Origin of the sequence: Longimicrobium sp. (genome assembly GCF_036399935.1) — a bacterium.
Taxonomy (GTDB): domain Bacteria; phylum Gemmatimonadota; class Gemmatimonadetes; order Longimicrobiales; family Longimicrobiaceae; genus Longimicrobium.
Window position 1 is genome coordinate 46,721 of sequence record NZ_DASWMD010000028.1, and the last position, 12,203, is coordinate 58,923.

Below are 12,203 nucleotides of genomic sequence, written 5' to 3' on the forward strand. Positions count from 1 at the left end.
AATGTCGCTGGCGCTGGCGATGGCGGCTGCCCTGATCGCCGCGCCCGCGGGAGCGGCGCAGGAGGACAGCACGTCGGCGCGGGCGGAGACGGAGGAGCGCAGGACCCCTTCAGGCCCGTTCTCACTGATCGTGGACCTGTCCGAGCGCGAGCTGTACGTGATGCGCGGCGACGAGGTGGAGCGGACGTACCCGGTGGCGATCGGAAAGCCCGAGCACCCCACGCCGCGCGGCGCGTTCAACGTCCGGCGGCTGATCTGGAACCCGCGGTGGGTTCCGCCCGATGCCGCCTGGGCGCGCAACCGGCGCGCGCGCGCGCCGGGCGACCCGCGCAACCCCATGGGCCGGGTGAAGATCTTCTTTCGCGCGCCGGACTACTACATCCACGGCACGCACCAGGAGGATTCGCTGGGCCAGGCCGAAAGCCACGGCTGCATCCGCATGCGCAACGCCGACGTGATCGAGCTTGCGCGGATGGTGATGGAGAACGGCGGCGCGCGCCGCAGCCCCAGCTGGTTTCAGCAGGTGATCAACCGCGTGCGGTCCACCGCCGAGGTGGGGCTCTCGTCGCCGGTGTCGCTGCGGATCCGCGAGTAGCCGCGCGATTCGCGCATCGTGGACGGGGCCCAGTGGATGCGGGCCCCGTTCTCATTTCACCCGAGTTCGCCCATGCACCTGGTCCAGATCCTGGTTCCGCTGCGCGACAACGACGGCAACCCGTTTCCCCGGGCGTGGCTCGACGCGCTGCGCGTGGAGTTGACGGAGCGGTTCGGCGGGGTGACGGCTCACCTGCGCGCGCCCGCGGCCGGCGCGTGGAAGGACGACGAGGGCGACCTGGCGCGCGACGACGTGGTGACGGTCGAGGTGATGGCGGAAAAGCTGGACCGGGAGTGGTGGTCCGCCTTCGGAACGCGCTTGGCGGAGCAGTACCGCCAGGAAGAGATGATGATGCGCGCCCTCCCCTGCGAGAGGCTCTGAGGGCGTCCAGCAGGTCGCTGATTTCCATGAGCCTGCATGGGGACGCATCACTCCGAACGAGCCGTGCCGCCGGCGCGGTAGGATTCTCGCGATGCGTCCAGCCGCTCCGGTGCTTTGGAACTCGGGATACGTGGCCTGCATGCAGTCGTCTACGATCGATCGTCGTCGGATGCTGGCGCGCTGGACCTTCCGCATGGCCGCCGCCATCCTGCTGTCCCTGGTCTGTGCCGAAGCCCAGGCGCAGCCGTCGCGAGACCGGCAGGCGGGCGTTCTGCTGCGGGTGGAAACGCCGGGCGGGCGGTTCGCGGGCAACCTCGTCACGGTCTCGCCGGATACCGTCATCCTGCAGTCGCCCGCGACGGCGGTGCTGTTCCGCATTCCCGTGCGGGACATCCTTCGCGTGGAGGAAGGGCTGGGGCGGCCTCCGCTCACCAAGCTGGTGCTCGAGCGCGGAGTGCAGGGCGCCGCGGTCGGCGCCGTCGCCGGAGCGTTGTTCGGGCTGTACCTGCAGTCGGAGTCCGGCGCGAACCTGGTGTGGTTCTCGACGCTCGTCGCCGCGGAGGTGGGTGCGATCACCGGCGGGGTCTCGGCGCTCACGGAGCGGCGCCGGGAGCGATGGCGCGAGATCCAGCTTCCCGTCGCAGGGCCGTGACCGCATCGTTCGCCGCAGCCACCTCGGGCGAATGAATTCGCTGCAACGACCACACGATGTCCACCTTCGTGGACTGCCGGCTGTGGCGGGAGTTCAGGCGGGGTGGCGCGCCCTGTGACCGGAGGCGGTGTACACCTTGGCAGGGACGAGCCGCTGCCGTCTCGTCACGGTGACGGCGGCGGCGCGGCCACGAGAACTGTCGCGGCTTCGGCACCGCCCGCGCGCCTCACGCGAAGCTCGTAGCGCCGGCCGGGGTACGCGTCTCGGAAGAGCGGCACTCGCTCGATGCCGGGTAGCCCGTCCACGGCGACGATCACGTCACCTTTGCCCAACCCGGCCTGTTCGGCTGGAGAACCCGGTGCCACGGTGTCGACGACCACATGGCGAAAGTCTCCGAGCGCGCTTACTTCCTGGCGGACGGAGTAGCCAAGCCCGATCCAGTTCGGCGCGGCGGGCTGGAGGGCCGACACGGCAGCAGGGCCCGGGTCGCCGTCGGAGTGGCCCCACGGCGCGGGGGGCGGCGGGACGGGGCGGGTGAGGTCGAACTCCACGCGGAAGCGGCGGTCGGTGCCTTCGCGACGCAGGGCGTAGGCGAAGCGCGCGCCCGGCACCACCTCCACCGTCCACACGTTGGTGACGGCCGCGGGAATGAGGGTGGCGGTGTGCGCGTCGGCATGGAACTCCTGCGTGGATGCCGTGCCGGAGCCACGGGTGTCGCCGCCGTACTGCGTGATGCGGTCTTCGCTGCCGTCGGCGTGGCGGTGGTCGTGCTTCAGCCGCAGCCCGGCGGCGGTGCGGGTGATGATCCACGTCCGCGAGTGGTCGTCGCCCACATGAAAGGGAACCTGCACCTCGGTTTCCGAGCACCGGCGCACGTGCATCACCATCGGCTTGCCCGCGAACGCCGTGTCGCCGGGCGCGGAGCCTACGGCCATCCGTCCGCCGTATGCGCGCCCGCACAGCCCCTGGAGCGCCGCCCAGAACGCGTCCTGAGGGCCGGCGGGCGCGGGCGCCGTGGCCCGGCATCCCGCGAGCGTGGCACAACACAGCACCATCATCGCTCGGCGCATCGATTCTCCAGGTGGGGGATGTGCAGGGACGGCGGAAGCGCCGGGCGGGCGGCGCTTCCGCGGCTCGTCAGGTGAAGTTGACGATGTCGGTGTACCAGAGGGCGAACAGCGACAGGAGCACCAGCAGGAGCAGGAAGGCGACCATCCACCCGGTCTTTCCACCGCGCCGGCGCACCGGCGCGTGGTCGCGGGGGTCCTGCACGGGGCCGGCGTGCGCCCGGTCGTGCCCCTGACGGCCGGCGACGGCACCGGCCGGCTCACGGATTCCGCAGTGGGGGCACAACGCCGCCTCGCTGCTGACGCTTCCGCCGCATTCGCGGCACGGAACCATTGCCATCGCCACCTCCACCGTCTCGGGGAACCCGCGTACTTCAGTGGGCTCCGAAGCGGCAAGAGGTGGGCCGCCTGTCCGCTTCCGGGGCGTCAGTCCGCGGCCGGGCTCTCCGCGCCCTCCGCCGTCTCGCGCGGAAGCAGCTCCATGCGGATGGCGTAGTCGCGGAACCCCTGCGACTGCCAGAACCCATGGCCGGTGTGGTTGCTGGCCAGCACGTCCAGCGTAACGCGGGCGTACGGGGGGATCACCCGCGACAGCAGCACCTGGATGGCCCGCCGCCCCACGCCCTTCCCCCGGTGCTCCTTGAGCACGAAGAAGTGGCGGATGTACGCCGAGTCTTCGTCCACGCTCACCATGGAATAGGCCACGGTGGCGCCCTCTTCCAGGAAGAGCACGGCCGTGTAGTCGTCTTCGCGGATCCAGCGGAGCATGCGCTCCTCCAGCCGCTGCAGCGACATCCCTCCGCCGTCCCACTCGTCCTCGATCAGCTGGCGGTTGATGTCGGCCAGGAAAGCCGCGTCCGATTCTTCCGCGTACCGAAATTCCATCGTTCGTCCCGAAGATGTGTCGAGTCGTCCCGCCTCCGCGGGGCACGGTAGGGCCGGCGGTTTTCGGGCCGCGCCCCACCCGCCCCGGAAAGATACGCCCGGCGACGGGAGGCTGGACAGCGGCCCGCCCGCGCACGACCTTGTGCTCCAGTGCTCGTTTCTGCGACACCATCTGCCACATAGGGGCACGGATGAACGGGACGATCCTGGCCGCCGGGGGAACCGGCACGCTTGGGAGCCACCTGGTGCCCCTGCTGCGGGCCCGGGGCGCCCGGGTTCGCGTGCTGACGCGCGACCCGGCCCGGGCGCGGCACCTGTTGCGCGACGGCGTGGAGGTGGCCGCGGGCGACGTGCGCGATCCCGGGTCGCTGGCGCGCCCCATGGACGGCGTGAGCACCGTCGTCTCGGCCGTCCACGGCTTCGTGGATTCCACGAAAACGAGCCCGGAGGCGGTGGACTGGCTGGGCAACCGCAACCTGGTGCAGGCCGCAAAGGGCGCGGGCGCCGGGCACGTCGTCATGCTCTCGGCCCTGGGCGCGGCGCCGGACCATCCCATGAGCCTGTACCGGATGAAGCACCGCGCGGAGGAGGAGCTGAAGGCCAGCGGACTCGCGTGGACCATCATCCGGGCCAGCGCGTTCATGGAGATGTGGGCCAGGATGGTCGCCGAGCCGCTGCTGAAGACCGGCAAGACGACCATCTTCGGACGCGGCCGCAACCCCATCAACTTCGTCTCGATCCACGACGTGGCGCGGTTCGTGGAGCTGGCCATCACCGACCCGTCCCTGTACGGCGTGACGGTGGACGTGGGCGGGCCGGAGAACCTGACCTTCCGGCAGGTCGTGGAGATCGCGCAGCGCGAGACGGGCACGCGCGGCACCGTGCGCCACGTTCCCCTGCCGATGATGCGCGTGCTCTCGGTGCTGATGAAGCCGGTCAACCCCGGGTTCGCCCGGCAGGTGCAGGCGGGCGTGGTGATGGACACGCGCGACATGTCGTTCGATGGCGCCGCGCGAGGCCGCCGCTTCCCGTCCATCCCGCTGACGACCTACGCCGAGGTCGTCCGCCGCGATTTCGCCGTGCGATGACGCGATGAATCCGCCCTCCCCGCCGGCCCCGGCGGACGCCTTCGCCGGGCTCCCCGACGCGCCGTGGAGCAGCATCGCCGCAGAGGCGCGCGCCCGCGTGGCTGCCGTGGTGCCCGGCTACCGGCGCACCACCCTGGTGGCCGCGCTCGCGGCGCTGGTGGCGCTCCCTTTCTCGCCGCCCATCGCGGTGGCCCTGGCCCTGCTCGCGGGGCTGTTCTACGCCGTCGTCGTTCGCCCCGCCGCCACGGCGAATCCGCAGGTGTTCATCGGCCGCGTGGTGGGGCGGCGGATGTGGCGAAAGGTGTGGGACGCCAACGAGGGAAGCCCTCACGCCGGCAATCGTGTGGAGATCGCCCACTTCGCCAAGTGGATGCTGGTCGTGGGCGTGGATGCGCGGGTGGAGCTCGCCCCAGCCGCCGCAACGGTCCAGGGCCAGGCGGCGCGTGAGATGGACTTCGCCGTGCCGCGCGAGCTGTTCACGAGCCTTGGCGACGGCGAGCGCATCGGGATGATCATCACCCCCGCCAACGACCTCCTGGGATACGTGGCGTCCGCCGGCCGGCCGGTCTGGTTCGACGAGCCGGTGGACCAGTCGTGGAAGCGCGGCGGATACGAGGTCCTGGACGACCCCGAAGCCTGGCCCGCGTAGCGCCTGGATCCGGACGCGGGGCTTCTCCTTGTAACGGCGGCCGGATTCCGGGCGCCTGCCACGCCACAAGCATTGAAGTTGAGCGTACCTCCGCGCTATCGTAGTGCAGCCACACCGGCTCACGCACGCGACGCGACGCACCGGAGATCCCGTTGGCCGATTCCCACGACTCCACTCCGGGCACCGAAGCGGACGCCGCCGAGCCCGTATCGGTGCCTTTTCGCGCGGTGGATGACGAGCGCCTGACGGAGATCTTTGCCAACGCCCCGGCGCTGATCGTCGTGGTCCGCGGGCCGGACCACGTCTTCGAGCTCGCCAACCCGCCCTACCTGCGCCTGCTGGGCCATCGCGACATCGTGGGCAGGCCCGTGCGCGACGCCGTTCCCGAGGTGGCGGAGGCGGGCTTTCTCGCCGTGCTGGACGAGGTGTACCGCAGCGGCGAGCCCTTCGTGGGCATCGAGCTGCCCATGCAGATTCGCATCACGCCAGACGGCCCGGTCGAGGAGCGGTTCTTCAACTTCGTCTACCAGCCGCTGCGCGACGCAGACGGGCGCGTGGACGGCATCCTGGGGCACGGCGTCGACATCACCGACCTGGTCGTCGCCCGCCGCATCGCCGAAGAGCAGGCGGCGGAGCTGGAAGCCTCGGCCGACGAGCTGAAGACGGCGAGCGTGCGCCTGGCCGAGGAAGCCCGGGAGCGCGAGCGCACGCTGGACCAGGCCCGCCGGCTGCAGCGGCTGACCGCGCTGCTGAACCAGGCGGTGAGCCCCGAGGCGGTGGCCGACGTGATCCTGGAGGGCGGGCTGGCCGCCACCGGCGCCGACGCCGCGTCGCTTGCCATGCTGCGTGCCGAGGGCCGGCAGTTCGAGATCGTGAGGACGGCGGGGTACGGCAAGGAGCTGGCGGAGCGCTATCGGACCTTTCCGCTGGAGCCGGGACGCCCGCTGTCGGAAACGGTGCTGCGGCGCGAAACCATCCTCATCGACTCGCCCGATGCGTGGCGCGCACGCTTTCCCAAGGCCAGCGAAGACCTGGTGCGCATCGGGTATCAGGCGTTCGCGGCCGTTCCCGTGTCCAGTGGCGAGCGCGCCGTCGCCGCGCTGTCGTTCAGCTTTCGCGCGCAGCAGCAGTTCGACGAGGCCACGCGCACCTTTTTGGCGACGCTGGGCGAGCAGTGCGGCCTGGCGCTGGAGCGCGCCCGCCTTCACGCGGCGGAGCTTCACAACGCCGAGCGGCTGGCCGCGCTCCTGGAAACCATCCAGGACCCGTTCGCCGCGTTCGACCGCGAGCTGCGCTTCACCTACGTGAACCCGCAGGCCGAGCAGCTGCTGGGCAAGACGGCGGCGGAGGTGATGGGGCGCCGGATGGACGAGCTGTTCGCCGACGCCCACCGCTCTCCCATGTACGCGGGCATCCACCAGACCGTCCGGACGGGCGAACCCACCCAGGTGGAGGGGTTCAGTCCGGTGATCGGCCGGTGGGTGGAGGCGCGCATCTACCCCGCGCCCGACGGCGTGTCGCTGGTGTTCCAGGACGTCACCGAGCGCAGGCGCCGGGAAGAGGCCGCGTCGCTGCTGGCCGAGGCCAGCCGCGCGCTGTCGGCCTCGCTGGACTACGCGACCACCCTGCGCGCCGTCGCCCAGGCCGCGGTGCCGGCGCTGGGAGACTGGTGCGCGGTGGACATCCTGGCCAACCCCGGCACGGAGGGGCCGCCGGAGATGGAGCGCGTCGCCATCTTCCACCGCGACGCCGCGAAGCTGGCCCTGGCGGAGGAGTTCACCTCGCTGTACCCCACCGACTGGTCCGGCGAGCAGGGGAGCGCGGCGGTGCTGAGGACCGGCACGCCCGTGATGGTGCCCCGCATCAGCGACGAGATGCTGGTGGCCGGGGCCCGGGACGCGGAGCACCTGGCCATGATGAGGCTGCTGCAGTTCTCCGCCGTCATCACCGTGCCGCTGGTGGCGCGGGGGCGCACCCTGGGCGTGCTCACCCTGTGCATGACCGAGTCGGGGCGCGGCTACGACGAGGCGGACCTGCGCGTGGCCGAAGACCTGGCGCACCGGGCGGCCATCGCCGTCGACAACGCGCGCCTCTTTCGCGACGCCGAGCGCGCCCGCGCCGAGGCCGAGGCCGCCAACCGGGCGAAGAGCGAGTTCCTGGCCGTGATGAGCCACGAGCTGCGCACGCCGCTGAACGCCATCGGCGGCTACACCGAGCTGCTGGCGATGGGCATCCGCGGGGCGGTGACGCCGGAGCAGGCGACGGACCTGGAGCGCATCCGCCGCAGCCAGCAGCACCTGCTGGGGCTCATCAACGAGGTGCTGAACTACGCCAAGCTGGAAACGGGCACCGTCCACTACGACATCGGCGACGTGGACGCGCCCGGCGCCGTGGCCGAGGTGGAGTCGCTGGTGCTGCCGCAGGCCCATGCCAAGCGCCATTCGCTGGTGACGGAGTGCGATGCCGGCGTGGTCGTGCGCGCCGACCCCGAGAAGCTGCGGCAGATCCTGCTGAACGTGGTTTCCAACGCGGTGCGCTTCACGCCGGAGGGCGGGCGCATCACCATCGGCGCGCGCACCCGCGGCGATTCGGTGGCGGAGATCACCGTCGCCGACACGGGCATCGGCATCCCCGAAGACAAGCTGGAGGCCATCTTCGAACCCTTCGTGCAGGTGGGCCGCGGGCTGAACACACCCGGCGAGGGCACGGGGCTGGGGCTGGCCATCAGCCGCGACCTGGCGCGCGGCATGGGCGGCGACCTGGTGGCCCGCAGCACGCCGGGGGAGGGAAGCGTGTTCACCCTCACCCTCCCGGCCGGCGGTTCCTGACGCGGCCGCCCGGCCGTCCCCCGCACGCATCTTCATCTCACCGGTTCACCTTTCGAGCGACGGACCCATCATGGAGCTGCAGGAACGCATCGGCGCCTGGCCCCTTCCGGACGGCTGCTTCTTCCGCGTGTGGGCGCCCAACGCGCAGGGCGTGCGCGTGCTGGTTCAGGAGGGTCCGTCGGCGTGGACGGACGGCCCGAACGCGATGGAGCAGGACCTGGAGCAGACGGACGGCTACTGGAGCGGCACGGTGGCGGGGGTGCAGCCGGGACAGCTGTACCGCTTTCGCATCGTGGGGCCCGGGGGCGAGGTGATGGAGCGCCTGGATCCCGCCGCTCGCGACGTGATCAGCTCGCAATTGACGAGGGACGATCCCACGGTTCCGAACGCCTCCATCGTCGTGGACAACACGTCGTATCCGTGGGCGGAGTTTTCTCCGCCCCGGTTCGAGAACTTCATCATCTACCAGCTGCACGTGGGCACCTTCGCCGGCCGCGGCGACGGGCTCAACACGGACCGGCCCGGGCTCGCCGAGGTGGAGGGCAAGCTGCCGTACATCCGCGGCCTGGGATTCGACTGCATCCAGCCGCTCCCCATCCAGGAGTTCCAGGCAGACCGGTCGTGGGGGTACAACCCCGCGTCCTTCTTTGCGCCCGAGTCGTCGTACGGGCATCCCGCGGGGCTGAAGCAGTTCGTCGACGCGGCGCACCAGCAGGGGCTGGCCGTGATCTTCGACGTCGTCTACAACCACGCGGGCCCGGGCGACAGCGTGCTCTGGCAGTACGACGGCTACGCCAACGTCGAGGTCGTGGACGGCAACGAGGTGCCGGGGGGCGGCATCTACTTCGAGGGCGGGATGATGACGCACTGGGGGCGCGGGCCCGCGTGGCACAAGCCCGAGGTGCAGGACTACTTCTACCAGAACGCCCGGATGTACCTGGAGGAGTACGCGGCGGACGGGCTGCGCTTCGACGTGACCACGCAGATCGACGGCAACCACCTGAGGGTCGTGATGGACCGGCTGCGCGCCGAGTTCCCCGACCGCTACTTCATCGCCGAGCACCTTCCCGACCACCCGTGGATCGTGGACACGGGCCGCTTCTGCGCCACGTGGGACGCGGATGCACACCACGAGTGCCAGCGTGCGCTGGTGGGGCAGGACCCGGTGAACAAGGTGAAGGGGTTCCTGGGATGGAACGGGTACCAGGAAAGCTGGAACCTGGTGAAGTACACGATGGGCTCGCACGACGACATTGGTGACGACCGGAACGGAAACGCCAAGGACGGGCTGACGAACTGGGACGGCCGCCACCGCTACCTGGTGGACCAGCTGGGCGGGCGCGGCGACTGGACGGCACGCGCCAAGTGCCGCCTGGCCTGGGCGCTGAACGTGGCGATGGCCGGCACGCCGATGATGTTCATGGGCTCCGAGTGCATGCAGGGCGCGCCCAACGTGGCCTGGGGATACTGGCACGACGGCACCGACGCCAACGGCGACCACCGCTTCGACTGGAGCATCGCCGGCGACGACGTCGCGATGGAGATGCGCCGGCTGGCGGCGGAGTGCAACGGGGTGCGCTGGCAGAACCCCGCGCTGCGGGCGGGATCGCTGGCCGTTCCGCACGAGGACCACGCCAACCAGGTGCTCGGCTTCGTGCGCCAGCTCGGCGACGGCGTGGTGCTGACGGTGGTGAACCTGGGCGAGCAGGACTTCGGCGGCCACGGCTACGGTGTGCACACCGGCGGGCACCATGGGCAGTGGACGCAGATCATGTGTACGCAGGATGCCCGCTTCGGGGGATGGGACGGCGCCGGCAACGCCTGGCACGAGCCCTGGACGCAGGGCGACGGGCGCGTCTACATCAACCTCCCCAAGTGGAGCGTGGTGATGCTGCGCCGGAAGTGACGAACGGCGAGCGCACGGTGTCATCCCGACGGAGGACCCGTGTTGGCACGACGGAAAGCTCCGACGCCGCAAGAGCGGGTGAACCCGCCGCTCCGAAAGCGGAAAGCCCCGACTGGGGCCGCTGTCGCGTCCCGCTCGGGGCTTCACCTGCACGCGCGCCAAAAGTAACCGAAACGCGGCAATGTCATCCCGATGGAAGCGGCCACGGTGAACCTGCCCGCACGGCGAAGATGGCAGCGACTGAGGGATCCGCCACATACTCCGCGAACCTGCTCGCGAGCAGCGGAAACACCGATCCCAGGTTTTTCTCGCGGGCAGAAGCAACGGGTTCGGGTAAAGTACGCAGAACCGGAACGGCGCAATCCACGGGCGCGGCGTGTCTTCGCCGACTGTGTGGCGGATCCCTCAGTCGCTGCGGTCTTTTGCGCAGGCGTCAGGTTTCCCGGGGCCGCTCCACAGAGTGTGTCGAAACTCCCGGAGCTGCTGTAAGTTTACGGCGAGCACAGTGACCGGGGAGAGTGCATGGGCTACAGGGAAGGAGTCAGCCGGGATCAGCAGGTGCTGTTCCCGGAAACGCTGGATGACTACGTCGCCGCGGACAACCCGGTGCGCTTCATCGACGCGTGGGTGGGCACTCTCGACATGAAAGAGTTGGGCTTCGAGCGCGCGGTGCCCGCGAAGGAGGGCACGCCGGGGTACGACCCGCGGACCCTGCTGAAGCTGTTCATCTACGGGTACCTGAACCGTACGCGATCGAGCCGGCGGCTGGAGAAGGAGACGCACCGGAACGTGGAGGTGATCTGGCTGATGGAGAAGCTGCGGCCGGACCACAAGACGATCGCGGAGTTCCGGCGGAGGAACGCTGAGGTGCTGGTGAAAGCGGCGAAGGAGTTCACGATCCTGTGCAGGAAGCTGAATCTGTTCGGGGCGGAGCTGGTGTTCGTGGATGGATCGAAGTTCCGGGCGGTGAACGGGAAGGGCCGCAATTACAACGATGCGAAGCTTCGCGACCTGCTGCATCGCATCGATGCGCGCATCCAGGAGTACATGGCGGAGTTGGAGGTTGCGGACAGGGCCGAGGGGGACCAGCCGGGCGCGACGGATGCCCAGCTGCGGGAGAAGATCGCGGCCCTGAAGGAGAAGAAGGAGGAGTACGAGGGGCACCGGGAAGCACTGAAGAAGAGCGGAGAGAAGCAGCTTTCCGAAACCGACCCGGAAAGCCGGCTGATGAAGCAGCAGGGCGAGATGAAGGTCTGCTACAACGCGCAGATCGCCGTGGATGCCAAGCACCACCTGATCGCCGCGTGCGACGTGACGAACCAGGTGAACGATGAGCAGCAGCTGGCGCCCATGGCGATCGCCGCGAAGGAGGCGCTCGGGGTGGAGGCGCTGGAGGTGGTGGCCGACGCGGGTTACCACGTGGGAACGCAGGTGGTGGAGTGCGAGGCGAATGGGATCACGCCGCACGCGCCGAAGCCGCGCACCTCGTCGAAGAACGGCAATCAGGGGCTCTTCACCAAGGAAGACTTCACCTACTCGGCCGAGCAGGACGCCTACAAGTGCCCCGCGGGCGAGTTGCTGACTCTACGCACGAGATCGACGGGGCAGCGCTCGCTGCGGTACTACGCGAATGGGAAGGCGTGCGCGGGGTGCCCGCTCCGGGCGCAGTGCACGAAGAGCATTCAGGGGCGCCGGATCATGCGAACGCCCGAAGAAGAGCGGCTGGAGGCGATGGCGGGGCGGATGGGGGCGCGTCCAGGTCTGATGGTGCAGCGGGCAAGCACGGTGGAGCACCCGTTCGGAACGATGAAGTGGTGGTGGGACGGCGGGCACTTCCTGCTGAAGGGGCTCCGAAAGGTGCGAGGCGAATTCAGCCTGATGACGCTGGCGTACAACCTGAGACGGGTGGTGAACCTGCTTGGGGTGGAGTGTCTCCTGGATGCGCTGAGGACGGGGGAAACGCCGCCTCTGCAGCCTGCCTGAGGCCGGTCTGCGGCCGTCTATCGCCCGTACACGGCTGGCGGGGCACCCTCACAGGCTTCCTGAGCGGCTTAGCCGTCCCCATGACGACCTGCACGCCACACGGGCTTGGGATGGGGCCGCGGGGGGGCCGCTTCGATGGTTTTGACACGGTCTGTCCATCGGGATGACA

The 12,203-nt window shown here is 70.0% G+C and carries 11 protein-coding genes; 8 read left to right on the top strand and 3 right to left on the bottom strand.

The window, feature by feature from the left end; translation table 11 throughout:
• Position 1 precedes the first annotated feature (1 nt).
• From VGB24_RS09885 to VGB24_RS09895, 3 genes are all read left to right on the top strand, one after another.
• The gene (locus VGB24_RS09885; protein WP_331072778.1) at positions 2 to 595 is read left to right on the top strand and encodes a L,D-transpeptidase; all 594 of its coding nucleotides are present in this window, start codon (positions 2 to 4) and stop codon (positions 593 to 595) included.
• A 72-nt stretch (positions 596 to 667) separates the two neighbouring features.
• Entirely contained in the window at positions 668 to 976 is a 309-nt protein-coding gene (locus VGB24_RS09890; protein ID WP_331072779.1) for a hypothetical protein, read from the top strand.
• Positions 977 to 1,067: 91 nt separating this feature from the next.
• The gene (locus VGB24_RS09895) at positions 1,068 to 1,628 is read left to right on the top strand and encodes a hypothetical protein (protein ID WP_331072780.1); all 561 of its coding nucleotides are present in this window, start codon (positions 1,068 to 1,070) and stop codon (positions 1,626 to 1,628) included.
• A gap of 164 nt (positions 1,629 to 1,792) precedes the next feature.
• Here VGB24_RS09895 and VGB24_RS09900 read toward each other — a convergent pair whose 3' ends face one another.
• The 3 genes from VGB24_RS09900 to VGB24_RS09910 form a co-directional block, all read right to left on the bottom strand.
• Positions 1,793 to 2,698, bottom strand: a complete 906-nt coding sequence (locus VGB24_RS09900) for a PDZ domain-containing protein (protein WP_331072781.1) — start codon at positions 2,696 to 2,698, stop codon at positions 1,793 to 1,795.
• A gap of 67 nt (positions 2,699 to 2,765) precedes the next feature.
• Positions 2,766 to 3,035, bottom strand: coding sequence for a hypothetical protein (locus VGB24_RS09905; RefSeq protein ID WP_331072782.1), 270 nt, complete (start codon positions 3,033 to 3,035; stop codon positions 2,766 to 2,768).
• An 86-nt stretch (positions 3,036 to 3,121) separates the two neighbouring features.
• The gene (locus VGB24_RS09910) at positions 3,122 to 3,580 is read right to left on the bottom strand and encodes a GNAT family N-acetyltransferase (RefSeq protein WP_331072783.1); all 459 of its coding nucleotides are present in this window, start codon (positions 3,578 to 3,580) and stop codon (positions 3,122 to 3,124) included.
• 191 nt (positions 3,581 to 3,771) lie between these two features.
• Between VGB24_RS09910 and VGB24_RS09915 the strand changes: the two genes are divergently transcribed.
• The 5 genes from VGB24_RS09915 (at position 3,772) to VGB24_RS09935 (ending at position 12,034) form a co-directional block, all read left to right on the top strand.
• On the top strand, positions 3,772 to 4,668 hold the full coding sequence (locus tag VGB24_RS09915) for an SDR family oxidoreductase (RefSeq protein ID WP_331072784.1): 897 nt from the start codon (positions 3,772 to 3,774) through the stop codon (positions 4,666 to 4,668).
• 4 nt (positions 4,669 to 4,672) lie between these two features.
• Positions 4,673 to 5,317 carry a hypothetical protein gene (locus VGB24_RS09920; RefSeq protein WP_331072785.1) on the top strand — a complete coding sequence of 215 codons (645 nt, stop codon included), beginning with the start codon at positions 4,673 to 4,675 and terminating at the stop codon, positions 5,315 to 5,317.
• A 152-nt stretch (positions 5,318 to 5,469) separates the two neighbouring features.
• Positions 5,470 to 8,145, top strand: a complete 2,676-nt coding sequence (locus VGB24_RS09925) for an ATP-binding protein (protein ID WP_331072786.1) — start codon at positions 5,470 to 5,472, stop codon at positions 8,143 to 8,145.
• A 70-nt stretch (positions 8,146 to 8,215) separates the two neighbouring features.
• The gene (locus VGB24_RS09930; protein ID WP_331072787.1) at positions 8,216 to 10,051 is read left to right on the top strand and encodes an alpha-amylase family glycosyl hydrolase; all 1,836 of its coding nucleotides are present in this window, start codon (positions 8,216 to 8,218) and stop codon (positions 10,049 to 10,051) included.
• A gap of 522 nt (positions 10,052 to 10,573) precedes the next feature.
• On the top strand, positions 10,574 to 12,034 hold the full coding sequence (locus VGB24_RS09935) for an IS1182 family transposase (RefSeq protein ID WP_331072788.1): 1,461 nt from the start codon (positions 10,574 to 10,576) through the stop codon (positions 12,032 to 12,034).
• Positions 12,035 to 12,203 lie beyond the last annotated feature (169 nt).